Origin of the sequence: Variovorax paradoxus NBRC 15149 (assembly GCF_001591365.1) — a bacterium.
Taxonomy (GTDB): Bacteria; Pseudomonadota; Gammaproteobacteria; order Burkholderiales; family Burkholderiaceae_C; genus Variovorax; species Variovorax paradoxus.
In genome coordinates this window covers 465,043-490,871 of record NZ_BCUT01000002.1, presented here as the reverse complement: position 1 = coordinate 490,871, position 25,829 = coordinate 465,043, and the positions used below count along the sequence as shown (strand labels likewise).

24 protein-coding genes and 2 pseudogenes are annotated in these 25,829 nt (G+C 70.3%); 13 read left to right on the top strand and 13 right to left on the bottom strand.

The genetic code is table 11. The features are described 5' to 3' along the window. Window positions 1-30: 30 nt before the first annotated feature. A complete protein-coding gene (locus tag VPA02S_RS17080) occupies window positions 31-480 on the bottom strand; it encodes a hypothetical protein (RefSeq protein WP_062364889.1) in 450 nt (149 codons plus the stop codon). 319 nt (window positions 481-799) lie between these two features. Here VPA02S_RS17080 and VPA02S_RS17075 point away from each other — a divergent pair, with 319 nt between their 5' ends. The 3 genes from VPA02S_RS17075 (at window position 800) to VPA02S_RS17065 (ending at window position 2,708) form a co-directional block, all read left to right on the top strand. After that, complete coding sequence (locus VPA02S_RS17075; RefSeq protein WP_244883558.1) at window positions 800-1,213, top strand: hypothetical protein; 414 nt, start codon at window positions 800-802, stop codon at window positions 1,211-1,213. A 209-nt stretch (window positions 1,214-1,422) separates the two neighbouring features. Next, a complete protein-coding gene (locus tag VPA02S_RS17070) occupies window positions 1,423-2,004 on the top strand; it encodes a cytochrome b (protein ID WP_062364887.1) in 582 nt (193 codons plus the stop codon). Further along, the gene (locus VPA02S_RS17065) at window positions 2,001-2,708 is read left to right on the top strand and encodes a VIT1/CCC1 transporter family protein (RefSeq protein WP_062364886.1); all 708 of its coding nucleotides are present in this window, start codon (window positions 2,001-2,003) and stop codon (window positions 2,706-2,708) included. The genes VPA02S_RS17070 and VPA02S_RS17065 overlap by 4 nt, the downstream gene beginning before the upstream one ends. A 3-nt stretch (window positions 2,709-2,711) precedes the next feature. On the opposite strand, the gene VPA02S_RS17060 is transcribed toward VPA02S_RS17065, so the two are convergent. From VPA02S_RS17060 to VPA02S_RS17050, 3 genes are read right to left on the bottom strand one after another with little or no spacing between them, the layout of a single operon-like run. Beyond that, window positions 2,712-3,149, bottom strand: a complete 438-nt coding sequence (locus tag VPA02S_RS17060) for a DUF6691 family protein (protein ID WP_062364885.1) — start codon at window positions 3,147-3,149, stop codon at window positions 2,712-2,714. 12 nt (window positions 3,150-3,161) lie between these two features. After that, window positions 3,162-3,596, bottom strand: coding sequence for a YeeE/YedE family protein (locus VPA02S_RS17055; RefSeq protein ID WP_062364884.1), 435 nt, complete (start codon window positions 3,594-3,596; stop codon window positions 3,162-3,164). Window positions 3,597-3,598: 2 nt separating this feature from the next. Further along, window positions 3,599-3,925: an ArsR/SmtB family transcription factor gene (locus VPA02S_RS17050; protein WP_062364883.1), complete on the bottom strand. Its 327-nt coding sequence runs from the start codon at window positions 3,923-3,925 to the stop codon at window positions 3,599-3,601. A 69-nt stretch (window positions 3,926-3,994) separates the two neighbouring features. Between VPA02S_RS17050 and VPA02S_RS17045 the strand changes: the two genes are divergently transcribed. Then, on the top strand, window positions 3,995-4,888 hold the full coding sequence (locus tag VPA02S_RS17045; RefSeq protein ID WP_062364882.1) for an MBL fold metallo-hydrolase: 894 nt from the start codon (window positions 3,995-3,997) through the stop codon (window positions 4,886-4,888). 80 nt (window positions 4,889-4,968) lie between these two features. After that, complete coding sequence (locus VPA02S_RS17040) at window positions 4,969-6,477, top strand: thymidine phosphorylase family protein (RefSeq protein WP_081247569.1); 1,509 nt, start codon at window positions 4,969-4,971, stop codon at window positions 6,475-6,477. Window positions 6,478-6,585: 108 nt separating this feature from the next. Here VPA02S_RS17040 and VPA02S_RS17035 read toward each other — a convergent pair whose 3' ends face one another. From VPA02S_RS17035 to VPA02S_RS17010, 6 genes are all read right to left on the bottom strand, one after another. Beyond that, window positions 6,586-8,343, bottom strand: coding sequence for a PHA/PHB synthase family protein (locus VPA02S_RS17035; RefSeq protein ID WP_155736588.1), 1,758 nt, complete (start codon window positions 8,341-8,343; stop codon window positions 6,586-6,588). A 49-nt stretch (window positions 8,344-8,392) separates the two neighbouring features. After that, the gene (locus tag VPA02S_RS17030) at window positions 8,393-8,665 is read right to left on the bottom strand and encodes a hypothetical protein (protein ID WP_310649292.1); all 273 of its coding nucleotides are present in this window, start codon (window positions 8,663-8,665) and stop codon (window positions 8,393-8,395) included. Between the two features lie 62 nt (window positions 8,666-8,727). Next, a complete protein-coding gene (locus tag VPA02S_RS17025) occupies window positions 8,728-9,078 on the bottom strand; it encodes a hypothetical protein (RefSeq protein WP_062364879.1) in 351 nt (116 codons plus the stop codon). Between the two features lie 148 nt (window positions 9,079-9,226). Beyond that, a complete protein-coding gene (locus VPA02S_RS17020) occupies window positions 9,227-9,430 on the bottom strand; it encodes a YgaP family membrane protein (RefSeq protein ID WP_081247568.1) in 204 nt (67 codons plus the stop codon). Between the two features lie 108 nt (window positions 9,431-9,538). Beyond that, window positions 9,539-10,435, bottom strand: coding sequence for a ribose-phosphate pyrophosphokinase (locus tag VPA02S_RS17015; RefSeq protein ID WP_062364878.1), 897 nt, complete (start codon window positions 10,433-10,435; stop codon window positions 9,539-9,541). Beyond that, the gene (locus VPA02S_RS17010; protein WP_062364877.1) at window positions 10,432-10,947 is read right to left on the bottom strand and encodes a universal stress protein; all 516 of its coding nucleotides are present in this window, start codon (window positions 10,945-10,947) and stop codon (window positions 10,432-10,434) included. Before VPA02S_RS17010 ends, VPA02S_RS17015 begins: the two co-directional genes overlap by 4 nt. A gap of 140 nt (window positions 10,948-11,087) precedes the next feature. Here VPA02S_RS17010 and VPA02S_RS31420 point away from each other — a divergent pair. Continuing rightward, window positions 11,088-11,222, top strand: a pseudogene (locus VPA02S_RS31420) (universal stress protein); the annotation flags it as partial. 17 nt (window positions 11,223-11,239) lie between these two features. Here the strand turns inward: VPA02S_RS31420 and VPA02S_RS31415 are convergent. Together VPA02S_RS31415 and mgtA are read right to left on the bottom strand one after the other, a co-directional pair. Further along, window positions 11,240-11,323: pseudogene (locus VPA02S_RS31415) on the bottom strand (universal stress protein); the annotation flags it as partial. A 71-nt stretch (window positions 11,324-11,394) separates the two neighbouring features. Further along, window positions 11,395-13,983 carry a magnesium-translocating P-type ATPase gene (gene mgtA, locus VPA02S_RS17005; RefSeq protein ID WP_244883556.1) on the bottom strand — a complete coding sequence of 863 codons (2,589 nt, stop codon included), beginning with the start codon at window positions 13,981-13,983 and terminating at the stop codon, window positions 11,395-11,397. A 225-nt stretch (window positions 13,984-14,208) separates the two neighbouring features. Here mgtA and VPA02S_RS17000 point away from each other — a divergent pair, with 225 nt between their 5' ends. Genes VPA02S_RS17000 through VPA02S_RS16990 form a run of 3 tightly spaced genes read left to right on the top strand, consistent with a single transcriptional unit; the run spans window position 14,209 to window position 16,283 of the window. Next, window positions 14,209-15,033 (top strand): universal stress protein, encoded by an 825-nt coding sequence (locus VPA02S_RS17000; protein ID WP_062364875.1) that lies wholly within the window; start codon window positions 14,209-14,211, stop codon window positions 15,031-15,033. A 15-nt stretch (window positions 15,034-15,048) separates the two neighbouring features. After that, window positions 15,049-15,447, top strand: coding sequence for a hypothetical protein (locus VPA02S_RS16995; protein WP_062364874.1), 399 nt, complete (start codon window positions 15,049-15,051; stop codon window positions 15,445-15,447). Beyond that, complete coding sequence (locus VPA02S_RS16990) at window positions 15,444-16,283, top strand: universal stress protein (protein WP_062364873.1); 840 nt, start codon at window positions 15,444-15,446, stop codon at window positions 16,281-16,283. The genes VPA02S_RS16995 and VPA02S_RS16990 overlap by 4 nt, the downstream gene beginning before the upstream one ends. A 168-nt stretch (window positions 16,284-16,451) precedes the next feature. Here VPA02S_RS16990 and VPA02S_RS16985 read toward each other — a convergent pair whose 3' ends face one another. After that, window positions 16,452-19,160 (bottom strand): bifunctional acetate--CoA ligase family protein/GNAT family N-acetyltransferase, encoded by a 2,709-nt coding sequence (locus tag VPA02S_RS16985; protein ID WP_062364872.1) that lies wholly within the window; start codon window positions 19,158-19,160, stop codon window positions 16,452-16,454. A gap of 171 nt (window positions 19,161-19,331) precedes the next feature. Between VPA02S_RS16985 and VPA02S_RS16980 the strand changes: the two genes are divergently transcribed. From VPA02S_RS16980 to VPA02S_RS16965, 4 genes are read left to right on the top strand one after another with little or no spacing between them, the layout of a single operon-like run. After that, window positions 19,332-20,789, top strand: a complete 1,458-nt coding sequence (locus tag VPA02S_RS16980) for an efflux transporter outer membrane subunit (RefSeq protein WP_062364871.1) — start codon at window positions 19,332-19,334, stop codon at window positions 20,787-20,789. Then, on the top strand, window positions 20,786-21,856 hold the full coding sequence (locus tag VPA02S_RS16975) for an HlyD family secretion protein (protein ID WP_062364870.1): 1,071 nt from the start codon (window positions 20,786-20,788) through the stop codon (window positions 21,854-21,856). The genes VPA02S_RS16980 and VPA02S_RS16975 overlap by 4 nt, the downstream gene beginning before the upstream one ends. After that, window positions 21,823-24,642, top strand: coding sequence for a ribosome-associated ATPase/putative transporter RbbA (rbbA, locus tag VPA02S_RS16970; RefSeq protein ID WP_081247566.1), 2,820 nt, complete (start codon window positions 21,823-21,825; stop codon window positions 24,640-24,642). Before VPA02S_RS16975 ends, rbbA begins: the two co-directional genes overlap by 34 nt. Before the next feature lie 4 nt (window positions 24,643-24,646). After that, window positions 24,647-25,777, top strand: coding sequence for an ABC transporter permease (locus VPA02S_RS16965; protein WP_062364868.1), 1,131 nt, complete (start codon window positions 24,647-24,649; stop codon window positions 25,775-25,777). The last annotated feature ends 52 nt before the right edge of the window (window positions 25,778-25,829 follow it).

The window sequence follows — 25,829 nt, the reverse complement described above, 5'->3', positions numbered from 1 at the left end:
CGGGAGGCCCGGCGCGCGAGGCGCCGCTTCTCAGATCGCCGAAGGGGGGGCGGTGGTGGGCGGCAGCCGCCGCCACGATTGCGCGGGCGGCGGCGCGCCGCTGTGGTGTGGCACGCGTTCGGGGATGTCGCGCGTGGCGGGCGCCGTCGGCCGCGCCAGCACCACCACCAGGGGGGCCAGCGCGAGAACCAGCGCAAGCAGGGTGTCCAGCGCGGAGCTCAGCGCATGGGGAAGGTCGATGCTGGCCGGGGCCTGAGCAAAGACCGTCGTCTCCCGGTCGGTCGCATGATCCGGCCGGTCATCGGCCTCGAACTGGGTCGTGGCGCTGGCGTTGCGCACCCTCAGCCCGGGCTCGTCTTCCAGGCCGTCGCACCGGAAATGAACCGCGATGAAGGGCTGCAGCAGAAGCAGCGCGATGCCCGCCACGCACCACAACCTGCGGTGCGCTTCGGTGAATCGGCGGATGCATGCCAGCAACATGCGCGGATGCTAGTTCCGCCAAGTGAACGGAACCTGAGCGGGCTCGTCAGCATCCCGCAAGGTCGCGCTGCTTCTTCCGGGGCATGCAGGCGACGGGGATCTGCGCCTTTGCGGATACACAACAAGACTGATTCCTTTTGGCATCCCAGGCCTATTGGCCGGCTTTGCTTTGTTCTTTGGTGCAACCCCCTTAGGCTTGGCGCATCGGGCCCCATTTCGCGGCTCGGCGAGAAGCCGCCGCCGAGGCGTGCTGAAAAGAACGGTCTCAGTAATGCGAGTGGAATTGTCGAACCAGCGCCAACGTCGACGTACGGGATCCGTGGCGTGGTGGTGGGTGTTCGCCCTGGTGCTGACGGCGCTGCAGCCCTTCATCGCCATTCATTTCCGCGACGATGGATGGGAGGACGAGCCGGGCTTTCGCATCCGCGCCGTGAGCTCCACTGTGCAGTTCGAACCCGACGAGCGGCCCGGTCACGCCGCCATTGCGGAAACCACCGTGTTCGTGCCGCCGGGCGCGAGCATCGAGCAGCCCGACGTATTCCGCGACGGGCTGTCCGGCTTGATGCTTCTTGTCCTGGCGCTGCTGCCGCTGATCCTGCCGCTGCTGCGGGTCCCGCGGCTCACGGCCTCGCGCGTGCCGCCCGAGCGCCTCGACGCACGCAACCGGGCACCTCCGCCGGCCACCGCCTGGCTGAGGCTCCCGCCCGGAACCGCGCCGCCTCTTGCGAGCTGACCCGCGGCTTCGCCATGCGATGCCGGTCCTGCTGCGCGCGTCCGCGCTGCGCGGCGACCTTGTTCATTTTCCAAAGGCTCTCTCGTGAATCCATCGTCAAACCCTGCCTGCGCCTACAGCGCTTCAGGCATCCCGCTTCCTGCCGCCACCGAGCCATTCGGCGCCGGTGTCCACGACGGCCGTGTCTTTCACCTGTGAAGGCGCTCGACATGGCCTGGAAAAACTCGACATCCCGCTACGGCGCAGCGGTCATCGGCCTGCATTGGCTGATGCTGCTGCTGCTCGCCGCCGTCTACGCCTGCATGGAACTGCGCGGCTTCGCGCCCAAGGGCAGTGAATTGAGAAGCGCCATGAAGTCCCTGCATTTCCTGCTGGGCCTGGGCGTGCTCGCGCTCGTGCTGCTTCGGCTCGCCGTGCGCTGGAGCGCGGGCGCCGCGCCCGGCATCCATCCCGCGGTGCCGGACTGGCAGGACAGGCTCGCACGGCCCATGCACTTCGCGCTCTACGTCTTCATGATCGCCACGCCCATCCTGGGCTGGATGACGCTGAGCGCGGAAGGCCAGCCGATCGTGCTGTTCGGCCTGCCTGTGCCGTCGCTCGTCGATGCCAACGAGGCCCTGGCCGACCAGCTGCAGGACGTGCACGAAGCCCTGGCCACCGCCGGCTATTTTCTGATCGGCCTGCATGCGGCGGCTGCGCTGGCCCACCACTACCTCTTTCGCGACGACACGCTCTCGCGCATGCTGCCCCGGCGCGGTTCGCGCCAAGAAGCCCATGGCAGGGACAGATGAAATCATTCCACTATCGCGCCCATCCCGAGCGCCACCGCACCGAACACATCGGCTGGCTTCGGGCGGCCGTGCTCGGCGCCAACGACGGCATCATCTCCACGGCGAGCCTGGTCGTGGGCGTCGCGGCGGCCCATGCCAGCCACGCCAACATCCTGACGACGGCCGTGGCGGGCCTCGTGGCCGGCGCCATGTCGATGGCCGCGGGCGAATTCGTCTCGGTGTATTCCCAGGCCGACACCGAAACCGCGGACCTGGAGCGCGAACGCCACGAACTCGCCTCGGAGCCCGAGGCCGAGCAGCGGGAACTGACCGCGATCTATGTGCGCCGCGGGCTCGACTACAAGCTCGCCAGCGAGGTCGCCACGCAGCTGATGGCGCACGACGCGCTGGGTGCGCATGCACGCGATGAACTGGGCGTCTCGGAAGCGCTGAGCGCGCGACCGCTGCAGGCGGCGCTGGCTTCCGCAGGCAGCTTCGCTGCGGGTGCGGCCATGCCGCTTGCCGTGGTGGTGCTGGCACCGCCGGCATCGTTGCTGGCGTGGACCATCGGAACCGCCATCGCCTTCCTGGCGCTGCTCGGTGCCATTGCCGCGAAGATCGGGGGCACACCCGTCGCGCGAAGCGTCTGGCGCGTGGCCTTCTGGGGCACGCTGGCCATGGGAATCACGGCGGGGGCAGGTGCCGTGTTCGGCGCGCCGGCCTGAACGTCACGGCGTCCTGGCCCGGGCGTCGCCGGGCAAGGCCTGGATCAGCTCGTATCCCATCATGCCCGCGAGCATCGCGGCGACGAAGACCAGCGCCTTCACCTCCCCCATGCCAGCGGCCACCAGCCCCGGGCCCGGACAGAAGCCCGCCACGCCCCAGCCGATGCCGAACAGCACGCTGCCCAGGACCAGGCGGCGATCGATCGCGCGCGCGGCCGGCAGCCGCATCGCCGCGCCGAGCAAGGAGCGTGTGCGGCGCCTCGCCACCGCGAACGCGACGGCGCCGACGGCGATCGCGCCGCCCATCACGAAGGCAAGCGACGGGTCCCAGCGCCCGCCAAGATCCAGGAAGCCGAGCACTTTGGCGGGGTTGGCCATGCCGGAGACGATCAGGCCCAGGCCGAACACCAGGCCGGCAAGAAACGAAGTGAAGAGGGTCACGATGGGTTCTCCTCAAAGATCCAGCAGATGGCGCATCAGGAACACGGTCAGGAAACCGGCACCCATGAAGACCGCAGTCGCCGCCAGCGAGCGCGGCGACAACCGCGAGAGGCCGCACACGCCGTGGCCGCTCGTGCAGCCGGATGCATAGCGCGTGCCCACGCCGACCAGCAGGCCGGCCGCGACGAGCGCAACGTAGCCGGCATCGATCTGCGGCCGGGGCCACGGCGCGACGACCGCATAGGCCATGGGCGCTGCGACCAGCCCGGCCACGAACGCCAGGCGCCAGGCCACGTCGCCGCGCACGGGGCGCAGCAGCCCGCCGACGATGCCGCTGATGCCGGCGATGCGGCCATTGAGCAGCACGAACATCGCGGCGGCCGCGCCAACGAGCACGCCGCCCGCCAGGGCGGTCCAAGGGGTGAATGCAGGCCAGTCGATCGTCATCGTCATTCTTCCTTCGGGCAGTAGATCCGGTAGAGCAGGGCAAGGATCTCGAGCAGCGCGGGGTCCGCCACGGCGTAGAAAACGTTCTTGCCCTGGCGGCGCGTGGTGACCACGCCCTCGTTGCGCAGCACGCCCAGCTGCTGGGACAGCGTCGGCTGGCGGATGTCGAGCTGCGCTTCGAGTTCGCTCACGCACATTTCGCCCTGGGACAGCTGGCACAGCAGCAGCATGCGGTCCTCGTTGGCCAGGACCTTCAGCATGCCGACTGCGCGCGCCGCGGCGCCGCGCAGGATCTCGGGATCGAAGACGGGGTGGTGGAGTGATTTCATGGTTGACGACATTATATAAACATATATATTATTAATCCATAGATCATTGGTCGACCCCGCGAGCTCTCCATGAACAACACCCCAGCTTCCATCCAGGCCTTCTTCGATCCCCGGACCGGCACCGTCTCCTACCTCGTGTGGGACCCGGCCAGCCTGCGCGCCGCCGTGATCGACCCGGTGCTCGACTACGACTTCAAGTCGGGCCACACCGGCACCGCGTCCGTGGACCGGGTGCTGGCCTGCGTGGCCGAGCACGGGCTGCAGGTCGACTGGATCCTGGAGACCCATGCCCATGCCGACCACCTTTCGGCAGCCAGCCATCTGCAGGAGCGGCTCGGCGGGTGCATTGCCATCGGCGAGCACATCCGCACGGTGCAGGCCACCTTCAAGAAGCTCTTCAACCTGGAGCGCGGCTTCCTGCCCGACGGCAGCCAGTTCGACCACCTGTTCAAGGACGGCGAGACCTTCCGCATCGGCGCCATCGAAGCCACGGCCCTGCTGGTGCCCGGCCACACGCCCGCCGACATGGCCTACCTGACCGGCGGCGCGGTGTTCGTCGGCGACACGCTCTTCATGCCGGACCTCGGCAGCGCGCGGGCCGACTTCCCCGGAGGCGATGCGCGCCAGCTGTACGCATCGATGCGCCGGCTGCTGGACCTGCCGCCCGAGACACCGGTGTATGTCTGCCACGACTACCCGCCGCCATCGCGGCCGGCGCAATGGCAGACCACCGTGGCCGAGCAGCGCGCCCGCAACATCCACGTGCGCGACGGCATCGGCGAGGACGAGTTCGTGGCCATGCGGCGCGCACGCGACGCCACGCTCGAAGTGCCGACGCTGATCCTGCCGTCGATCCAGGTCAACGTGCGAGCCGGCCGGCTGCCGCCGCCCGACGGCAACGGCGTGTCCTACCTGCGCATTCCGCTCAACGCGCTGCCGGTTCGCCGCACCGCCGCCGACTGAGCCCTGGAGACTGCGGGCTTGACGGGCATCAAGTCCCGGCTGTGCGGCGCATGCCAAGCTCCGTTCGGAAAAGGAGCGCCATGTCGTCACCCAACCGCCTGCTGGCCCGCCGCGCCGGCATCGACACGTACCAGCAGGCCGTGGTCTACATGCGCAGCGACTGCGCCGTGTGCCATGCCGAGGGCTTCCAGTCGCAGGCGCAGGTCGAGGTGATCGCCAAGGGGCGCCATCTGTTCGCGATCCTGCACCAGGTGAACAGCGACTGGCTGCGCGGCGACGAGATCGCGCTGTCGGAAGCGGCCTGGGCCCTGATGGGCGCCGCCGAGGGTGAAGAACTGGTGGTGCGTCACCCGCCGATCCTCGATTCGCTGGCGCACCTGCGCAGCAAGGTGCATGGCGGCAGGCTGGACTACGCCGCGGTGCGCGCGCTGATGGAGGACGTGAGCCGCGGACGCCTTCCCGACATCCACCTGGCGTCCTTCGTGACGATCTGCGCCGGCCGCGGCCTCGACCTGGACGAGACCGTGGCGCTGACCCGCGCCATGGTCGACGTCGGAGAGCGCATCGACTGGGGCACGTCGCCCGTGATGGACAAGCACTGCATCGGCGGCCTGCCGGGCAACCGGACCACGCTGCTGGTGGTGCCGATCATCGCGGCCTGCGGCCTGGTGATGCCCAAGACATCGTCGCGCGCCATCACCTCGGCAGCTGGCACGGCCGACGTGATGGAAACGCTCGCGCCGGTCGACCTGGACCTGCCGGCGATGCGCCGTGTGGTCGAGCGCGAAGGGGGATGCGTCGTCTGGGGCAGCGCCATGCGCGTGAGCCCCGCCGACGACGTGCTGATCCGCGTGGAGCGGCCGCTCGGCATCGACAGCGAAGGCCTCATGGTGGCCTCCATCCTGTCCAAGAAAGCCGCCATGGGTTCGCAGCGCGTGCTGATCGACATTCCAGTCGGCCCTCTGGCCAAGGTACGCAGCGATGTGGCCGCCGGCCAGCTCTCGCACAGCCTCGTATCGGTGGGCGCTGCGCTGGGCCTGCAGGTGCAGGCGGTGTTCACCGATGGCAGCCAGCCGGTCGGCCGCGGCGTCGGCCCTGCGCTAGAGGCGATGGACGTGATGGCGGTGCTCGAACGTGCCGCCGATGCGCCGGCGGACCTGCGCGAACGCGCGCTCCTGCTGGCTGGCCTGCTGCTCGAACTGGCGGGCAAGGCGGCGCCGGGCACCGGCAATGCGCTGGCGCGCGCGGTGCTGGACGACGGGCGCGCGCTGGCCCGCTTCATTGCCATCTGCGAAGCGCAGGGCGGGCTGCGCGTGCCGCCCAAGGCGGCCCACACGCACTGCGTGACCGCGCCTGCGGCCGGGGCGGTGGCGGGCATCGACACCCGCCTGGTGGCGCGCATGGCCAAGCTCGCCGGTGCGCCGCGCGATCCGGCGGCGGGCGCCTCGATGCACGTGCGCGTGCAGGACCGTGTCGCTCGCGGCCAGCCGCTCTTCACCTTGCATGCCGGGAGTCTCGGCGAGCTCCAGTACGCCTTGAGCTTCGTGCGCTCGCAGCTGCCCGTCGTGCGCATCGGGGCCGTTTCCTGAGGCGTGCCTGGGTGAAAGAGGGCGAGGGTGGCAGCGGCCCGGGCCGCGAACATTCGAGGAGCTTTCCAGGCCGCCCCGAGTGGCCCGCGGGCCGGCAAGGCCGGCTGGTCAGCGTGCAAGAACGTAGGTGCCCGGCGCGTCGCCGATCGGTGGGTAGCCGCGCCGCGGCGACCCCATGGCCGGCGGCCGGCGCCGGGGTCCCGAATGGTCGGCCAGCCACTGCTGGAAACAGGGCCACCAAGAACCCGTCGTTTCCTGTGAGCGCGCGAGGAACTCGTCCGGTGCGAGGTAGGGCGCGTTTTTCGTCCGCTTGAGCACCCGGTGGCTGCGATGCGGGTGGCCCGGTTCGCTCAGGATGCCGGCGTTGTGGCCGCCTTCGGTGAGCACGAAGCTGACTTCGGTGTCGCACAGCAGGTTGACCTTGTACACCGACCGCCAGGGCGCCACGTGGTCGGTGCGGGTGCCGAGCGCGAACACCGGCACGTCGATGTCGTTCAGCGAGACCGGCCGCCCGTCGACCAGGTAGTGCCCCTCGGCCAGCGCATTGTCCAGGAAGAGGCTGCGCAGGTAGTCGGAATGCATGCGGTAGGGCATGCGCGTGCCGTCCGCGTTCCACGCCATCAGGTCGTTCATCGGCACGCGTTCGCCCAGCAGGTAGTTGCGCACGAGGGGTGCCCAGAGCAGCTCGCCGGGGCGCAGCGCCTGGAAAGCCGCCGCCATCTGCCGCGCGTCCAGGTAGCCCTGGCGCGACATGATGTCTTCCAGGAACGCCAGCTGGCTTTCGTCGATGAACAGGCCCAGTTCTCCGGGTTCGGTGAAGTCGGTTTGCGCGGCCAAGAGGGTGAGCGTGGCCAGGCGGCCGTCCCGGTCCCGCGCCATGGCGGCCGCGGCGATGGCCATCAGGGTCCCGCCGAGGCAGTAGCCCACGGCATGGACGCGGCGTGCGGGCAACACGGCCTCGACCGCGTCGAGGCTCGCCATGATGCCCAGGCGCAGGTACTCGGCCATGCCGAGCCGCGCATCCGCCGCCCCGGGGTTCTTCCAGGAAATGGCGAAGACCGTATGCCCCTGGGCCACGAGATGGCGGATCAGCGAGTTGTGCGGCGAGAGGTCGAGCACGTAGTACTTCATGATCCAGGCGCTGACCACCAGGACCGGCTCGGCATGCACCGTCGGCGTGGCCGGGGCGTACTGGATGAGCTCGATCAGCTCGTTGCGCAGGATGACCTTTCCCGGCGTGAGCGCGACTTCGTGCCCGGGCCGGAACGATGCGGCCTCTGCGGGCGGCGGGCCCCATGCCGCGCGGCCCGCGTCCTCGAGCCAGTGCATGGCGCCATTCGCCAGGCTGGTGCCGCCGGTGGCCGCGGCCTTGCGCAGCACCTGCGGATTGGTGATCGCGCCATTGGCGGGCGAGAGCAGCTCCAGCCATTGCCTTGCCAGGAAGGCAACCAGCTGCTCGTGGTGGCGGTCCACGCCGGGCACGCCGTGAATGAAGGTGCGCAGGCGGTGGGCGGCAGCTTCGTGGGCCTGGCGGTAGAAGCTGAACGGCCAGGCGTCCCATTCGCCGCCCGACAGGCGCGGCTCGTGCGCCGGGTCGGGTGCCTGGACGACGGCCCCGTCGATACCGGCCCGCACTGCGCGCCCGGGCTGCGTCGCCAGGTGAATGGCCCAATCCGACCACGCCAGCATCTGTGCGGCGGGCGACAGGCCCCCGCCCAGGTGCCCCCAGAGCGCGTGCAAGGTTCTGTCCAGTTCGTCGGGCGCTTCGTTCATGGTGGTGTTCTTCGGGAAGGTTCGCGCGTCCGCGTGAAGGCCGGGACACCGCGTCGCCGGTGCGTCCGGCCTGGCCGAATGTAGGGACCGCATGCGGCGGTGGCCTTGCGCTGAATCAATCAAGACGCGCCGCGCCCGGAGCTCAGTGCGGCCGGCTCGCCCGCACCTCGGGCCAGGAAAGCTCCAGCCCCATCACTGCGCGTGCATACAGGTAGTTGTTGAGCATCCGCTCGCTGAGCGAGTCCATGTCGACATGGCCGATCGCGTCGCAGGGAAAGGCGAAGGCGCGCTGATTGGCGAACAGGGGTTGAAACCGCAGTTCGTAGCCGCAGGATGCATGAGGTGTGTCCATCTTGGTCTCCTTGAGCGCTTGCGTTGGCACCGGCCGTTGCAAGAGGAAGACGAACGGCGCCATCTCAATCTAGACCTCGTGCGTGGCGGCATCATCAATGCTGCGCATCAGACGGAAACAAGGTGTCAATCGTCGGTATCGGCGCGACCTGGCCTGTGCCGGAAACTGCTGAACCAGGCGGCCAGCTGCGCGAGATCCAGCGCCGCGCTGCCCGAGCGCGGGCGCCCCCGACACGGCGGCGGGAGCGGCGTGTCTTCCTCGACCACGTTCGTGCGCAGCGCTTCCCATCCGTGGGGTGTGATGTCGAGCACGGTGGCCGGGGCCTGCCGCAGACAGCGGTCGCAGCCGATGTGCGGCGATGGAATCAGCACCCTGATCAGACCGGCGGCGTCCAGCAGGCGCAACCTGTCGATCATCGCGGCATCGGCCCTGGCGCAGGGCAGCGGCGCATCGGACAGCTCCTTCAGGAGATTCATGCACATGGACGCGTTCCCGAGCGCTCAGTCGAGCGTGATCCAGAAGACGAACATGTTCAGCGCAAGCCAGGCTCCCGCTGCGAGCAGTACCGCAGCCAGCGCGACCGCGAGCCACTGGAGCGGGGGCATGGCCGGTCTCGCCACGCGTTCAGCGCCTGGCGCGAGCGCAGGTGCTGAAGCCGAAGAGCGAATAGAGCGGGCAGGTGCCGATCACCCCGGTCAGCAGCGGCACCACGCCGACGTAGCCCCACCGGCCTACGATTTCCGTGGCCGCCAGCACGATGAGCAGCGTACCGCCGCCCACGCGCGCCGTGCGCTCCAGGGGACCGATGTTTTTCGACAGGAAGGACATGCGTTTCTCCTTGTGGGCAGGAGAAGATCTTGTGCGGCGCAAGCCTGTCCGGTGTTGAGGCAGATCAAGGATTCGAGGTTCCGGACTGCATCGGACGCATCCGAGCCCTCAGGCGGGCAGCAGCGTGCGGACGCCCGCGGCAATGGCCGCGGCGAGCGGGATCCGGTTGGACGGGTGGCGGATGGTGTCGCAGCTGACGATCTCGCCCGCACCGGCCGCGCGCAGGTCCTCGAATGCGGTCTGCGCGAACACCGCATGCACCGCCACGCACACAGGGGCGGCGAGCCCCGCCTGGCGCAGATGGCCGACCGTCTCGATCATGGTGCGGGCGGTCGAGACGATGTCGTCCACCAGCACCGGCGTGCGCGAGCGCCAGCGCTCGACATCCGGCAGCGAGACCTCGACATCGCGGTCGCCTCGGCGCGTCTTGCGCAGCACGACGAAGGGGGCAAGGGCATGCTGCGCCACGGCGCCGACCCATTGGGCGCTTTCCTCGTCGGGACCGATCAGCAGGGGGTCGCGCACATGCTCTCGAATCCACTGCGCCATGCTCTGCGCGGCATGGACGGCGTGCGCCGGAACGCTGCAGACCTGGGACAGGTCGGTGATCCGGTGCAGGTGGGGATCGACGGTCACGAGCCAATCGACACTTCGCGAGATCCATGCGCCCACATGGTGGGCGCTGATCGTCTCGCCGGGCTGGAAGCGACGGTCCTGCCGCATGTAGGCCAGGTACGGCGCGACCAGGCCGACCGACCGCGCGCCGGCTTCCCGCAGCGCCGCCGCCAGCAGGAACAGCGGCACGAGCTTGTCGTCAGGCCGGTCGAGCGTGCAGACGATGAACGTCCCCCGGCCATCGACCGGCGACTCGATGCGCACGTAGGACTCGCCATCGGGAAAGCGCCGCACCGTGGCGACGCCGCGTTCCAGCCCGAGGCGGATCGCCAGCTCTTCGGCGAGCTGTTCGTTCCCGGGCATCGCGATCACGACGCCGGGCGCGGTCATTCGAAGGCCAGGGCTCCCGTCGGCAGATGCACGCGCAACGGCTTCTCCGCCTCGGGCTTCGATTGGGCTTCCGGCGCACGCACGAGCAGGACCGGCACGGGCGCGTAGCGCAGGATGTGTTCCGCACAGCTGCCCATGATCGCGCGCCCGACGCCTCGGCGGCCGTGCGTGCCGAGCACGATCAGGTCCGCAGGCCACGTGGCGGCTTCCTGGGCGACCAGTTCATGAACCGGTCCGGACCGCCTGTCGCACAGCACCGTCTCGACCCCGATGCCGGCCGTCTTTGCCGAGTCCCTGGCTTCCTCGAGGAGGCGATCGCCGTTCTCGCGCAGCACCTTCAGCAAATCCCCGGCGTAGCCATAGGCATCCACGGCAAGCGCGAACGAGAGGTCGTCGATCGCATGAAACACCCGTAGCCGTCCTTGCGTCAGCTTCGCGAGGCGGATGGCCTCGTCCAGCCCGCGCCGCGCCGTCGGGCTGCCGTCGATGGGAACAAGAATTCGCTGGTACATGGCGGACTCCTCGGATTGCGGGTTGAAAAGACCGTCAGTATCCGAAGGACGGCGCCCCGCGCCTTGAGGTGGCGCAAGACAGGTCGACAGCGCCGCGGCGAACATCAGGCCCTCCCGCATTTCGAACGGAAGGAGACGCCATGAAGATTCTGCTTGCAGTGGACGGCAGCGACTACACGCGGAGAATGCTCGGCTACCTGGCCACGCACCAGGAGACGCTGGGCTGCGGTCACGACTACACCGTGCTCCATGCGGTTCTCCCGCTGCCGCACCGGGGTTGAGGCGCCGCAGCCTGGGCGGCGAGCGCGATGGCACTCGTGACGGCCTTCTTCGAAAGCGCGGAACCGTCGGTGGCGACAAGGATGCGTTTGAACATGAGAGGTCTCCGAGCGTGTCTGCCGCGAGCTTAGGCAAGCCGCGGCCGCGGCTGCATCGCAGCGGGATGGATCAGGCCCGTGCCTTGCGGCGGGGCGGATGCCCGCGCGTCCTCGAAGGCGCGGCGGCCGCCAGCCGGGCGTAGAAGAATCGCTTGGCCATCTCCGCGAGCGCCAGGTACGCCACCAGCATGCCGGCCAGCCAGGCGAAGAAGATCGCGGGCGGCGGCTCGAAGTGGAAGAACCTGGCAAGCGGCGAAAAAGGCAGCAGCAGCGCGGCCCCCACGACGAAAAGCGATGCCAGCGAAAGCGCCGCGCCGGGCCGGCTGGCCCAGGGCTTGCCTCGCGTGCGGATCACGAAGATCACCAGCACCTGCGTGGCCAGCGACTCGACGAACCAGGCGGTACGGAACAGCGGCGCCTGTGCGTGCAGCACATGGATCAGCAGCCAGAAGGTCAGTGCATCGAAGGCCGAGCTGATCGCACCGAACAGCCACATGTAGCGCCGGATGAACTTCATGTCGAGGGTGCGGGGCCGGTGCAGGTCGGCGGCATCGACGCGGTCGAGCGGAATGGCCGCCTGCGACAGGTCGTAGAGCACGTTGTTGAGCAGGATCTGCGCCGGCAGCATCGGCAGGAAGGGCAGCAACAGCGAGGCGCCCGCCATGCTCAGCATGTTCCCGAAGTTGGAACTCGTGCCCATCATGATGTACTTCATGACATTGCCGAAGGTGCGCCGCCCTTCGAGCACGCCCTCGTGCAGCACCGCAAGGTCGGGGTCGAGCATGACGATGTCGGCCACCTCCCGCGCCACGTCGACCGCGCTGTCCACGGTCAGCCCCACGTCGGCCGAGCGCAGCGCGGGGGCGTCGTTGATGCCGTCGCCCAGGTAGCCGACCACATGGCCGCGCGCCCTGAGCGCCAGGATGATCCGGTTCTTCTGCGCGGGGTTGACGCGGCAGAACAGGGTGGTGCGGCCCACGCGGGCGCGCAGCGCGGTTTCGTCCATGGCCGAGATTTCCTGCCCGGTCAGCACGCCCGCCACGGGAATGCGCAGCAGGGTGCACAGGTGCTGGGTCACCAGCTCGCTGTCGCCGCTCACGATCTTCACGTGGACGCCGCTCCTGGCCAGCGCGGCCATGGCTTCGCCCGCGCCGGCCTTGGGCGGATCGATGAAGGCGGCGAAGCCGGCGAACACCAGCGCGCTCTCGTCGCGCACGTCGGCATGCGGATGGTCCGCGGGCACGTCGCGCCAGGCCACGCCCAGCACGCGCAGGCCCTGGCGTTCGAGCGCATGGCAGCGCTCGCGCAGCTGTACCAGGGCGGCCGCGTCCAGCGGCGCCAGCGACCGGCCTTCGTCGCGCTCGAAGCGGCTGCACAGGGCCAGCACGTCGTCTGGCGCGCCCTTCACCACCAGCCAGCGCGCATCGCCGCGGTCGAGCAGCACCGAGACGCGCCGGCGCTCGAAGTCGAAGGGCACCTCGTCGATCTTCTTCCAGGCCGCGGTGTCCATCGGGTGCGCCAGCACCGCCTCGTCGAGCGGGCTTTTCAGGCCGCTTTCGAAAGTGCTGTTGAGGTGGGCCAGCATCAGCACCCGTGCGCTGTCGCGGCCGTCCGCATCGGCGCATCGGGCGAGGCTGATGCGCGCTTCGGTCAGGGTGCCTGTCTTGTCGGTGCACAGCACATCCATCGCGCCGAGGTTCTGGATCGAGGCCAGGCGTTTGACGATGACGCGGCGCGCGGCAAGGCGCATGGCGCCGCGCGAGAGCGTGACCGACACCACCATCGGCAGCAGCTCGGGCGTGAGCCCGACGGCGAGCGCCACCGCGAACAGAAAGGCGTCGAGCAGCGGCCGATGCAGGATCACGTTGACCAGCAGCACGAACAGCACCAGCAGCAGGGTCAGCCGCATGATCATCATGCCGAAGCGGTGCATGCCGATCTCGAATGCGGTGGGCGGCGGTTCGGCCTGGAGGCTGCTCGCCACTTCGCCGAGCGCGGTGTGCGAGCCGGTGGCCATGACGCCGACGCGCGCGCTGCCGCTGATCACCGTGCTGCCCATGAACACCGCGTTGAGCGCGTCCTGCAGCTCGGCGGCGCGGCCCCCGGCTGCGCCCGGGTGCTTCTCCACGGGGTAGGACTCGCCGGTCAGCAGGCTCTGGTTGACGAAGAAGTCGCGCGCCTCCAGCACCAGGCCGTCCGCCGGCACCCGATCGCCCGCCGACAGCAGCATCAGGTCGCCCGGCATCACCTCGGTCACCGGAATCTCCCGCACGGCGCCGTCGCGCAGCACGCGCGCGCGCAGCGCCACCGAAGCGCGCAGCTTCTCGGCGGCGCTGCTGGCGCGGTGCTCCTGCACGAAGTCGAGCGTCACGCTCAGCAGCACCAGCAGCACGATGATCCCGGCGTTGGCGATGTCCCCGGTGGCCGCCGAGATCGTGCTGGCGGCCAGCAGCACGAGCACCAGCGGATTGCGCAGGCGCGCGAAGAATTGCAGCGCCAGCGAGCGCTTCGCCTGCGGCTCGAAGCTGTTCGGGCCCCAGCGCGCTCGCGCCTCGTCGGCCTGCAGCTGCGACAGGCCCCAGGTGGCGCCCGCGCTCGCGCCGCGCCACCATGGCTCGGGAACGGAGGCGTCGGGGCTGGCGTGCGAAGGGAGGGTCACTGCAACCGGATGTCGTCGCAACGCCGGGCTGGCGACGCGGAACATTCTTCCATCGAAGCTGGACAAGGCCCAAGACTAGGCATGCCTGCGCGCGCCGGCCTTGCGCCCGATCAAGCATCGGGCGCCGCGGTGCGCAAGCTCGCGGGCGGTTGATCCAGCGCAAGGCCGCGCGGGCGGGGCGGCCTAAGGTCGGCCCATCGCATTGCGCAAGCTCCAGGAGCCTTCATGCAGACCCCGAAATCCATCCTGCTTCACCTCGACAGCTCGGCGCGCACGGCGGAGCGCATCAAGGTGGCCGGCGAACTGGCCGAGGCCTTCGAGGCCGAAGTCACCGGCCAGCCGTGCACCCTGTCCGCGCTCGTTCGCTATCCGTTCGCCATCGAGGCCGCGGGGGAAGCCGTCGCGATCATGCAGGAGATCGACAAGGGGGCGCGCGACAGGATGTACGCCGCCTTCATGGCGAACAGCGCGGGCGCGCGGCGCCTGCGCTGGGCCGAGCCGCAGAGCGACGGCCCCCTGGGATTCGCCCGGCGCGCGCTCTATGCCGATCTGCTGATCCTGGGCCAGCGCGACAGGAACGGCCCGATGCAGGGCGAACTCCCCGGCGACTTCCTGCCCAGCCTGCTGGTGCAGAGCGGCCGGCCGGCGCTGGTGCTGCCGTATGCGGGGCCGATCCGCCCCATCGGGCGCACCGTGCTGGTGGCGTGGAAGGAAACGCGCGAGGCCGCGCGCGCGGTGAGCGCGGCGCTGCCGTGGCTGCGCACGGCGTCGCGCGTGCATGCCGTGGCCTACGGCGAGGACGCGCAGGCCTCCTTGCAGGACCTGCAGAACTATCTGCGGGTGCAGGGGGTCCGGAACCTCGAGCTGCACCCCGGCGGCGGCGATGACGAGAGTGCCGGCAGCAGGCTGCTTTCCTTCTCGGCCGACCTGAGCGCGGACCTGCTGGTCATGGGCTGCTACGGCCACGGCCGGGCGCGCGAATGGGTGCTCGGCGGCGCCACGAAGTCGATCCTGCAGTCGATGACGCTGCCCGTGCTGATGTCGCACTGAGCGGGACCCATCGCCATGAGCACCGAATTCACCTTTCCCTTGGCGCTTTGCAAGGCGCAGTGGAGCATCTGGCTGCACACGCTCGAAATGCTGGAGACGGCGGGGGCGCAGTGCCTGGCGCTCGGATCCCACGCGCTGCGCGACAGCGCGGCCGAAACCCGTGCCCAGACCGACGCGATCGCCCGGGCCGGGGGCTGGCAGGCCCTGGCCACGCTGCCGATGAATGCGTTGTGGTGCTCCGCGGCGCCACACGCCTCGGCGGCTTGTGCATTCGACCGGCCGGCGATCGGTCCGACGACGGCCGCGGCGCCGCACTTGGTTGCCGCGTCGGCGTCCCGGCGCGCCGTGGTGGCCGACGCACTGCGCACGCTGAACGCCGCGCTCGCGGCCACGCCCTCCCGAAAGAAGCCATGACGCTCTCGACCATCGCCGTGCACCTCGACCACACCGAGCGGTGCGAGGCCCGCACCTTGCTCGCGGTCCGGCTGGCAAGGCAGCACGGCAGCCATCTGCTCGGCCTCGTGCCCACGGGTGTGCCATCCGAGGCGGCGGCATTCGCACAAACGGGGGACGCCGTCTCCCTGGTGGCTGCGGCCGCGCTGTACCAGCGCCGGCGGGCCGAGGCCGTGGCGCACGTGTTTCGCTGCCGGCTGCGCGAGACGGGCCCGCTGCCCTGCGAAATCCGGCTGGCGGATGGCGACCCAGTGGAGGCCGTGCTGGCGCATGGCCACGCGAGCGACCTGGTCGTCGTCGGACAGGCAGACCGGCAGGCGGCGGTGGACGCCCGGGCCCGGCAGCTGCCCGAAGAGATCATGCTGCATGCGGGGCGGGCCGTTCTCATCGTGCCGCGTGCGGGGCGTTTCGAAGGTGCTTTGAGCCGGATCCTGGTGGCCTGGGATGGCGGCAGGGAGGCGGCGCTCTCGGTGTCGGGCGCGCTGCCGCTGCTGCGCGCGGCGAACACCGTCACCGTGGTGTCGATGCGGGAAGACGGCGGCGCCGACTCGGCCGGCACACCTTCTGCCGGCGAATTGGACGGCTGGCTCCTGCGGCACGGCATCCGGGCCGTTTTCGATTGCAGTGCGGTGGCCGGGAGAACCGGCGATGCCCTGCTGGCCCACGCTTCGGCGCGGAAGGCCGACCTGATCGTGATGGGGGGCTTTGGGCACGCCCGGTCGCGAGAGCGGCTCCTGGGCGGCGTCACGCACGACGTTCTTGCGCGCACTCCCATCCCCGTCCTCATGGCCCATTGAAGCGAAGCCGGCCCGCCAGATGCGGCCGAGCAGCGTGGCCTGCTTCCTGTGGGTGCCCGCGGCAAAGGCGATGCCGCCCAGCGCCATGGCGAGCGGGACCAGCAGGAAGCGAAGTCGTCCGGATGTCATGGTGTTCTCCTCGGTCGAAATGAAGCCATGGGAATTCGTTCATGCGCCACAGCGGCTGTCCGGCCGCGGCGGCGTTGCGGTGGCCGAAGTTCCGAGCCCCATCACCATCCGCCGCAGGCCGGAGCCCGGCGGCTCCGCCGGATCGGCCTTGAAGCCCATCGCGGTGGAAAGCTTCAGCATGCGGGTGTTCTCGCGCAGCACGAAGCCGACCAGGCGCTCGATGCCGCGGTGGCGCGCATGCTCGATCAGGCGCTCGAAGAGCAGCGTGCCCAGCCCTTGGCCCTTGAGCTCGGAGCGCACGATGATCGCGAATTCGGCTTCCACGCGGTCGGGGTCGCTCACCGTGCGCGCCACGCCCAGCGTCTCGGCGCAGCCCTGCGCATCGAGGCCCTCGGCGATGAAGGCCATCTCGCGGTCGTAGTCGATCTGCGTGAGGCGCGCGAGTTCGCTGCGCGGCAGTTCGCGGCGGGTCGAGAAGACGCGCATGCGCACGTCCTCCGGCTCCAGTGATTCGAGGAAGCGCCGGTGCTGCGCCTCGTCCTCGGGGCGGATCGGCCGCACCACGATCGGACGGCCGTTCCAGACCTGCGTACGCACCCACTGCGCCGGGTAGGGCAGGATGGCGAAGCGCTCGGCGCCCGCCACCGGCGTGCGCGAGAGCCGGACGCGCGCATCGAGCGCCAGCGCGCCGTTCTCGTCGACCCACAGCGGGTTGATATCGAGCTCGGCCAGCTGCGGCAGGTCGGCCAGCATCTGCGAGACCGCCACCAGCACGTCGTACAGCGCATCGAGCCGGGCGGGCGGGTGGTCGCGGAAGCCGGCCAGCAGGCGCGCGACGCGGGTGCGCGACACCAGCTCGTGCGCCAGCGCGCGGTTCAGCGGCGGCAGCGCGATGGCCGTGTCGCCGACCACCTCCACTGCGGTGCCGCCCTGTCCGCAGAGGATCACGGGACCGAACACGCTGTCGATGCTGGCGCCGACGATGAGCTCCTGTGCATGCGGGCGGTGCACCGCGGGCTGCACCGTGAAGCCGTCGATCCGCGCCAGCGGCCTGGCGCTGCGCACCGCATCGAGCATCTCGCGCGCGGCGGCGGCCAGCGCGGCGTCGCTGCCCAGTCCGAGCCGCACGCCGCCCACGTCCGACTTGTGGGTGATGTCGCGCGACAGGATCTTGAGCGCCACCGGATAACCCAGTCCGCGCGCCGCCTCGACGGCGGCCTCGGCCGTTGCCGCAACCGCCAGCGTGGGCACGACCTCGATCCCGTAGGCCTTCAGCAGGCCCTTGGCCTCCTGTTCGCCCAGCCACTCGCGGCCCTCGGCCAGGGCGGCGTCCAGCGGCGGGCGGACTGCGGCGCCGTCGGGCGCGGTGTGGGGGCTGGCGCCCGGCGCCTCCATCAGGACCTCCTGGTTGCGCCGATAGGTCTGCAGCATCGCGAAGGCGTGCACCGCCTCTTCCGGCGTGGCGTAGTCGGCGATGCCCGCGTCCTCGAAGAGCTTGCGCGCCTGCGCGACCGCGCTGTCGCCGAGCCAGGCGCTCATCACGCGCGAGGCATGGCTGCGCGCCAGCGGCAGGCAGGCGCGTGCGATGTCCTCGCTGCGCACGATGGCGGTCGGCGCATGCATGAAAAGCACGGCGCCCGCCGCATCGTCGGCCAGAAGGGCCGAGAGGGTTTGCGCATAGCGCTCGGCCGGCGCGTCGCCGATGATGTCCACGGGATTGGCGTGCGACCAGTGGACCGGCAGGACGGCATCGAGGCGGGCCAGAAGGGCGGCGTCGGGCTCCGCCAGCGCCACGCCTTCGTGCGCGGCCGCGTCGGCGGCCATGACGCCGGCGCCGCCGCCATTGGTCATGACCGTGAGCGTGGTGTGCCGGTGGCCGCGAAAGCGCGACAGCGTCTCGGCGGCAATGAACAGTTCCTGCAGGGTGTCGACGCGCAGCATGCCGGCGCGCCGAATGGCCGCGTCGTAGACCGTGTCGGAGCCGGCCAGCGCGCCGGTGTGCGAGGCGGCCGCCTTCACGCCGTTGCCGGCGCGCCCGGCCTTGACCACGATCACCGGCTTGTTGCGCGCGGCGGCCCGCGCGGCCGACATGAACTTGCGCGGCGATTCGATGGACTCCACATAGAGCAGGATCGAGCGCGTGCGCGCGTCGCTGGCCAGGTGGTCGAGAAGGTCGCCGAAGTCGACGTCGCAATGGTCGCCCAGCGAGATCAGGTGCGACAGGCCGATGCCGCGGCTGCGCGTCCAGTCGAGCACGGCCGTGACCAGCGCGCCCGATTGCGAGACGAAGGCCACGTCGCCCGCCAGCGCATCGCAGTGCGCGAAGCTGGCGTTCAGGCCGATGTGCGGGCTCAGCAGCCCCAGGCAGTTGGGGCCGAGCAGCCGCAGCGTGAACGGGCGCGCCGCGTCCAGCGCGGCCTTCTTCTGTTCTGCGCTCAGCCCTGCCGTGACGATCACCACCGCGCGGGTGCCGAGCGCGCCGAGTTCGGCGACCAGCGGCGCCACGGTGGCCGCGGGCGTGCAGATCAGCGCCAGGTCGGGCGCTGCGGGCAGATGGGCCGCCGCGGCGAAGATGGGCACGCCGTCCAGCGAGGAGTGCTTCGGGTTCACGCCGTGGACCGGCCCCGCGAAGCGGCCGGCGCGCAGGTTGCGCCAGACCGTCGCACCCACGCTGCCGGCTCGGTTGGAAGCGCCGAACACGGCGACGGAAGCCGGCGACAGCAGGCGGTCGAGATGGCGAATGCTCAAGGAAGGCTCCGAAGTGGGCGCCCATGGTGCCGCTCGGCACCGGCTGCCGGCTTGACGCATGTCAAGCTGCGGCGAGAGCGCAGGGCCAAGCCCGGGCACCCGGCTGCGAGCGGCGCCTCGACCTTGCGTTGGATCAATGCATGCCTCGCCCCTGTCCGCGACCATCGCCGCATGGCAAGCAAATGGCGAGGACGACACGGATCGGGAGGTGGCCACGCGGCCCGGTGGATCGCCGCCGTGGCGGCGGTGTGTGCACTGGCGGGCTGCGCGTCGCCGGCGCGGGATGATCCCGCGCCGCCCGCTGTGGTCCCGCTGTTCCCCGGCCAGGCGTGGCCGTCGGGCGCGGATGCGCTGCAGCTGAAATGGCAGGATTACTTCGTCGATGCAAGGCTGCGCGAACTGATTGCGCTGGCGCTCGAGAACAACAGGGACCTGCGCATGGCGCTGCATCGCTCGGCCCAGGCCCGCGCGGTGTTCGAGGCACAGCGCGCCGAACGCTTTCCGGTCATCGGCCTGTCGGCAGGGGTGGACCGCTCGCGCGTTCCGGGCGACCTGAACCTGACCGGAGCGCCTGTGATCGGCAGCAGGCATGAAGCGGGCCTGGGCGTCGCCAGCTGGGAGATCGACCTGTGGGGGCGCCTGCAGAACCTGCAGGGCGCGGCGCTGGAGAACTTCCTCGCCACGCAGGCCGGCCGGCGCGCGGCCGCGGCCAGCCTGGTGACGCAGGTCGCGGGCGGCTATCTTGCGCTGCGCGAGACCGACGAGCGCCTTGCGCTGGCGCGCCGGTTCACGGCCAGCCGCGCGGAGAGCCTGCGCATCTTCACCCGCAGGATGGAGGAGGGTGCCACCTCGCGCCTGAACGTCACGCAGGTCGAAACGCTCTGGATGCAGGCGCGCGCCCTCGGCGCGCAGCTGGAGCAGTCCCGCGCAGCCCAGGCCCATGCACTCGCGCTGCTGGTCGGCGCGCCGGCCGACCTGGCGCCAGCCGCCGACCTGCTCACAGAGCGCGACCCGGTGGGCGACGCGGACCCGGGCCTGACTTCGGACATGCTGCTGCACCGGCCCGACATCGCCGCCGCGGAACACCAGTTGCAGGCCGAGGACGCCAACGTAGGTGCCGCGCGTGCTGCATTCTTTCCGCGCGTTGTCCTCACCGCATCGGCAGGCACCGCCAGTGCCGAGCTCGAAGGGCTCTTCGCCTCGGGCAGCCGCGCGTGGGTCTTCTCGCCGCATGTGTCGCTGCCGCTCTTCGACGGGGGCCGCAGGCGTGCCAACCTCGGCATGGCCGAGGCGCGACGCCAGCAGGCGGTGGCCAACTACGAGAAGACCGTGCAGGAGGCCTTCCGCGACGTTGCCGATGCGCTCTCCGCGCGCCGCTGGACCGCCGAGCAGGCGGCCATCGCGCAGGGCGCGCTCGCCGTGCAGGCCGAGCGCGCCCGCTTGGCGCAGCTGCGCTACGACCACGGCGCCGCCGCCTACCTCGAAGTGCTGGATGCACAGCGCGACCTGCTGGCCGCCGAGCAGCAGCGGGTGCAGGCGCGCAGGCTCGCATTGGCCGGCCGGGTCGGCGTCTATGCGGCGCTCGGCGGCGGCTCGCTTTCCATGACCCTGGCATCGGAGGCCCCATGAAGATCGAACCGCGCAAGCTGCTGCTGATCGCGGTCGCAGCCGTCGTTGCGGCGGGCGCGGGCGGGTACCTCTGGACGCACCTGCACCGCAGCGGTCCGGGCAGTGGCTTTGCGAGTGGAAACGGCCGGATCGAGGCCACCGAGTTCGACATCGCGAGCAAGCTGGGAGGGCGGGTGCGCGACATCCAGGTCGAGGAGGGCGACGTCGTCGCGGCCGGCCAGGTGCTCGCCCACATGCAGGTGCAGACGCTCGAGGCGCAGCGCGACGAGGCCTGCGCTCGGCAGGCCCAGGCGATCGTCGGCATCGGCAGCGCCGAGGCGCAGGTCAACGTGCGCGAGAACGAGCGCGACGCGGCCATCGCGCTGGTGGTGCAGCGCGAAAGCGAGGTCGACGCCGCGCGGCGCCGGCTGAAACGTTCCGAAACCCTGGTGCAGGAGGGCGCCGCTTCGGCACAGGAGGTGGACGACGACCGCGCCCGCGTGCTGGGCGCGCAGGCTGCATTGGCCGCGACGCGCGCCCAGGTGCAGGCGTCGAAGGCGGGCCTGCTGGCCGCCCGCGCGCAGGTCAGCGCCGCACGCTCGATGGTCACGGCCGCCGAAGCGACCGTCGCCCGCATCGACGCGGACATCGACGACAGCGCCCTTGTCGCGCCGCGCGGCGGCCGGATCCAGTACCGGATCGCCGAGACGGGCGAGGTGGTCGGCCCGGGCGGCAAGGTGCTCAGCCTGGTGGACCTGTCGGATGTGTACATGACCTTCTTCCTGCCCGAGGCCATGGCCGGCCGGCTCGCCCCGGGTGCCGAGGTTCACGTCGTGCTCGACGCCGTGCCCGAGTACGTGCTGCCCGCGCGGGTCTCGTTCGTGGCCAGCGCGGCGCAGTTCACGCCCAAGACCGTCGAGACCGCGAGCGAGCGGCAGAAGCTCATGTTCCGGGTCAAGGCGCGGATCGACCGCGACCTGCTGCGCAAGCACCTCGCGCACGTGAAGACCGGCCTGCCGGGTGTCGCCTGGGTGAAGCTGGACCCGGCGGCCGAATGGCCGGACGGGCTGGCATTGAAGGTTCCGTGAGCCAGGCCGCCGCCGAGCATGCAGCGTCGGCGCCGTCCGACGTGGCGCGCCTGGAGCAGGTCGTGCTTCGGCATGGCCGCACGATGGCGCTGGGCGGCATCAGCCTTGCGATTCCGGCGAACCGGATGGTCGGGCTGATCGGGCCGGACGGCGTCGGCAAGTCGAGCCTGCTCTCGCTGCTGGCCGGCGCGCAGGCGGTGCAGCAGGGCCGCGTGCAGGTGCTCGGCGGCGACATGGCGGTGGCGAGCCATCGGCGCGGCGTCTGTCCGCGCATCGCCTACATGCCGCAGGGCCTGGGCAAGAACCTCTATTCCACGCTTTCCGTCGAAGACAACCTGCAGTTCTTCGGCCGCCTGTTCGGCCACGGCGCGGCCGAGCGCCGGCGCCGCATCGATGCGCTGGCCCGGACCATGGGCCTGGTCCCGTTCCTGGCCCGCCCGGTGGGCCAGCTGTCGGGTGGCATGAAGCAGAAGCTCGGCCTGTGCTGCGCGCTGATCCACGATCCCGAGCTGCTGATCCTGGACGAGCCGACGACGGGCGTCGATCCGCTGTCGCGCAGCCAGTTCTGGGCGCTCATCGCCGGCATCCGGCAGGAGCGCAGCGCCGCGGGCCGGCCATTGAGCGTGATCGTCGCGACCGCCTACATGGAAGAGGCCGATGCCTTTGACTGGCTCGTGGCCATGGATGCCGGGGCAGTGCTGGCCACCGGAAGCTCCGCCGAACTGCGCGCACGCACGGGCACGGCGTCGCTCGAGCAGGCCTTCATCGGGCTGCTGCCGGAAGGCAGGCGCGGCGAGCCTGGCGAACTGGTGGTGCCGGCGCTGCCTGCCTCGGGCGGCGAGGACATCGCGATCGAGGCCCAGGGCCTGACCATGCGCTTCGGCGACTTCGTGGCGGTGGATCGCGTGGAGTTCCGGATCCGCCGCGGCGAGATCTTCGGGTTTCTCGGCTCGAACGGCTGCGGCAAGACGACCACGATGAAGATGCTGACGGGCCTGCTGCCCGCCAGCGAAGGCGAGGCGCGACTGTTCGGGCGGCCGGTATCCTCCGGCGACCTCGATGCGCGGCGGCGCGTGGGCTACATGTCGCAGTCGTTCTCGCTCTACGGCGAGCTCACGGTGCAGCAGAACATCGTGCTGCATGCGCGCCTGTTCCGGGTACCGGAGGCGAAGGTGCTCCCGCGCGTGGCCGAACTGGCCGCGCGGTTCGGGCTGGAGGGCGTGCTCGACCGCCTGCCGGACAGCCTGCCGCTGGGCATGCGCCAGCGGCTGTCGCTGGCCGTGGCGATGGTGCACCGCCCGGAAATACTGATCCTGGACGAGCCGACCTCCGGCGTCGATCCGGTGGCGCGCGACATGTTCTGGCGTCTCATGATCGACCTGGCGCGCAAGGACGGCGTCACCATCTTCATCTCGACCCATTTCATGAACGAGGCGGCGCGCTGCGACCGCATCTCGCTGATGCATGCCGGCCGGGTGCTGGTGACGGACGCCCCCGCGGCCATCGTCGAGCGCAGCGGCATGGCGACGCTGGAGCAGGCGTTCATCGCGCGGCTGCAGCAGGCCGCGGGCATCGGCACCGAGCCGGCGGCCATGGAGCCAGCCCCGCCTTCCAAGGACCCGGGCGGCGAGCGCCCCGCGGCCCGCGCGCATGGCCCGCTTGGGTTCAGCGCCGCCCGGGCCTGGAGCTTCTCGCGCCGAGAGGCGCTCGAGCTGCGGCGCGATCCGGTGCGCGCCACGCTCGCGCTGCTGGGCACCGTGATCCTGATGTTCATCATCGGCTACGGCATCAGCCTGGACGTCGAGAACCTCAGCTACGCGGTGCTGGACCGCGACCAGACCGAGCTGAGCCGCAACTACGCGCTCGATCTGTCCGGTTCGCGCTATTTCCTGGAGAAGCCGCCGATTGCCGACTACGCCCAGCTGGACCGGCGCATGCGCAGCGGGGAGCTGGCGCTGGCCATCGAGATTCCTGCGGGCTTCGCGCGCGACCTGCAGCGCGGCCGCCCGGCGCAGATCGGCGCCTGGGTGGACGGGGCCATGCCCGCGCGTGCCGAAACCGTGCGCGGCTACGTCCAGGCCATGCACCAGGCGTGGCTGCTCGGTGTCGCCGAGCGCCGCCTCGGCCTGCATCCGGCGGCGTCCAGCACGATCGAGGTGCGCTTTCGCTACAACCCCGACGTGCGCAGCCTGCCGGCCATGGTGCCGGCCGTGATTGCGCTGCTGCTGATGATGATTCCCGCGATGCTCGCGGCGCTTTCCGTGGTGCGCGAGAAGGAGCTGGGCTCGATCGTCAACCTCTACGTCACGCCGGTCACGCGCGCCGAGTTCCTGCTGGGCAAGCAGCTGCCCTACATCGGACTGGCCATGTTCAACTTCCTGACGATGTCCGCGCTTGCGGTGACGCTGTTCGGGGTGCCGATCAAGGGCAGCTTCGCCACGCTGGCGCTCGGCGCGCTCCTGTTCACCACGTTCTCGACCGGCTTCGGCCTGCTGTGCTCGACCTTCACGCGGACCCAGATCGCGGCGATCTTCGTGACCATGATCGGGTCCATCGTGCCGTGCATCAAGTTCGCCGGCCTGGTCGACCCGGTGTCGTCGCTCGAAGGTGCCGGTGCGTTCATCGGCCGCATCTACCCCGCCGCGCACTTCCTGACCGTGAGCCGCGGCGTCTTCGGCAAGATGCTCGGCCTGTCTGATCTCGTTCCGCAGTTTCTCTGGATGCTTGCGGCCGTGCCGGTGGTCCTCGGGCTGTCGATCATGCTGTTGAAGAAGCAGCAGGGCTAGCCCCATGAGACTGCCATCGCTTTCGCATGTGCTGCGGCTCGGGGTGAAGGAGCTGTGGAGCCTGCTGCGCGACCCTGCGATGCTCGTGCTGATCGCCTATTCGTTCACCGCGGCCATCTACATCGCCGCCACGGCCATGCCCGAGAGCCTTCACCACGCGGCCATGGCCATCGTCGACGAGGACGGCTCGGTGCTTTCGGCGCGCATCGCCTCGGCCTTCTACCCGCCGCATTTCAAGACGCCGACGCTGATCTCGCTGGACGAGGTGGACGCGGCGATGGACAGCGGCCGGCAGACCTTCGTGCTCGACATACCGCCAGGGTTCCAGGCCGACGTGCTGGCCGGCCGCGCGCCGGCGGCGCAGCTGAATGTGGACGCCACGCGCATGAGCCAGGCCTTCACCGGCAGCGCCTACATCCAGCAGATGGTGGCGGCAGAAGTCGCCGAGTTCGTGCAGCGCTTTCGCGGCGATCCCGTGCTGCCGGCGGAGCTTGCGATGCGCATGCGCTTCAATCCGAACCTCGAGGCGGCGTGGTTCGGCTCGCTTTCCGAGCTCATCAACAACGTGACCATGCTCTCGATCATCCTGACCGGCGCCGCCCTGATCCGGGAGCGCGAGCACGGGACCATCGAGCACCTGCTGGTCATGCCCGTCACACCGGCCGAGATCGTGCTGGCGAAGATCTGGTCGATGGGGCTGGTCGTGATGGTGGCGGTTGGCGTCGCGCTGGCGGTGGTGGTGCGCGGCGCGCTGCGGGTGCCCGTGGAGGGCTCGATCGCGCTGTTCATGGCGGCCACCGCCTTGCATCTGTTCGCGACGACTTCGATGGGCATCTTCATGGCCACCGTGGCCAGGTCGATGCCGCAGTTCGGAATGCTGCTGGTGCTCGTGCTGGTGCCGCTGCAGATGCTCTCCGGAGGCAGCACGCCGCGCGAGAGCATGCCCTCGTTTGTCCAGGAGGTGATGCTCGCGGCGCCGACGACGCACTTCGTGTCGGCCGGCCAGGCCATACTTTTCCGCGGTGCGGGCATCGGTGTCGTGTGGCCGCAGTTCGCCATGCTCGCGGCCTTCGGCTGCGTGATGTTCGCAGCCGCATTGGCGCGATTTCGCAAGACCATCAGCCTGATGGCCTGAAGAATCCCCGCCGCGCTGGCTTGATCGGCATCAAGCCGCCCGAGCGGTGCGC

Excerpts from the sequence above, each read along its gene's own strand:
- VPA02S_RS17080 (WP_062364889.1), bottom strand. The coding sequence starts at position 480 with ATGTTGCTGGCATGCATCCGCCGATTCACCGAAGCGCACCGCAGGTTG.
- VPA02S_RS17070 (WP_062364887.1), top strand. The coding sequence starts at position 1,423 with ATGGCCTGGAAAAACTCGACATCCCGCTACGGCGCAGCGGTCATCGGC.
- VPA02S_RS17065 (WP_062364886.1), top strand. The coding sequence starts at position 2,001 with ATGAAATCATTCCACTATCGCGCCCATCCCGAGCGCCACCGCACCGAA.
- VPA02S_RS17055 (WP_062364884.1), bottom strand. The coding sequence starts at position 3,596 with ATGACGATCGACTGGCCTGCATTCACCCCTTGGACCGCCCTGGCGGGC.
- VPA02S_RS17050 (WP_062364883.1), bottom strand. The coding sequence starts at position 3,925 with ATGAAATCACTCCACCACCCCGTCTTCGATCCCGAGATCCTGCGCGGC.
- VPA02S_RS17045 (WP_062364882.1), top strand. The coding sequence starts at position 3,995 with ATGAACAACACCCCAGCTTCCATCCAGGCCTTCTTCGATCCCCGGACC.
- VPA02S_RS17040 (WP_081247569.1), top strand. The coding sequence starts at position 4,969 with ATGTCGTCACCCAACCGCCTGCTGGCCCGCCGCGCCGGCATCGACACG.
- VPA02S_RS17035 (WP_155736588.1), bottom strand. The coding sequence starts at position 8,343 with ATGCGGTCCCTACATTCGGCCAGGCCGGACGCACCGGCGACGCGGTGT.
- VPA02S_RS17030 (WP_310649292.1), bottom strand. The coding sequence starts at position 8,665 with ATGGCGCCGTTCGTCTTCCTCTTGCAACGGCCGGTGCCAACGCAAGCG.
- VPA02S_RS17025 (WP_062364879.1), bottom strand. The coding sequence starts at position 9,078 with ATGAATCTCCTGAAGGAGCTGTCCGATGCGCCGCTGCCCTGCGCCAGG.
- VPA02S_RS17020 (WP_081247568.1), bottom strand. The coding sequence starts at position 9,430 with ATGTCCTTCCTGTCGAAAAACATCGGTCCCCTGGAGCGCACGGCGCGC.
- VPA02S_RS17015 (WP_062364878.1), bottom strand. The coding sequence starts at position 10,435 with ATGACCGCGCCCGGCGTCGTGATCGCGATGCCCGGGAACGAACAGCTC.
- VPA02S_RS17010 (WP_062364877.1), bottom strand. The coding sequence starts at position 10,947 with ATGTACCAGCGAATTCTTGTTCCCATCGACGGCAGCCCGACGGCGCGG.
- VPA02S_RS17000 (WP_062364875.1), top strand. The coding sequence starts at position 14,209 with ATGCAGACCCCGAAATCCATCCTGCTTCACCTCGACAGCTCGGCGCGC.
- VPA02S_RS16995 (WP_062364874.1), top strand. The coding sequence starts at position 15,049 with ATGAGCACCGAATTCACCTTTCCCTTGGCGCTTTGCAAGGCGCAGTGG.
- VPA02S_RS16990 (WP_062364873.1), top strand. The coding sequence starts at position 15,444 with ATGACGCTCTCGACCATCGCCGTGCACCTCGACCACACCGAGCGGTGC.
- VPA02S_RS16980 (WP_062364871.1), top strand. The coding sequence starts at position 19,332 with ATGGCAAGCAAATGGCGAGGACGACACGGATCGGGAGGTGGCCACGCG.
- VPA02S_RS16975 (WP_062364870.1), top strand. The coding sequence starts at position 20,786 with ATGAAGATCGAACCGCGCAAGCTGCTGCTGATCGCGGTCGCAGCCGTC.
- rbbA (WP_081247566.1), top strand. The coding sequence starts at position 21,823 with ATGGCCGGACGGGCTGGCATTGAAGGTTCCGTGAGCCAGGCCGCCGCC.
- VPA02S_RS16965 (WP_062364868.1), top strand. The coding sequence starts at position 24,647 with ATGAGACTGCCATCGCTTTCGCATGTGCTGCGGCTCGGGGTGAAGGAG.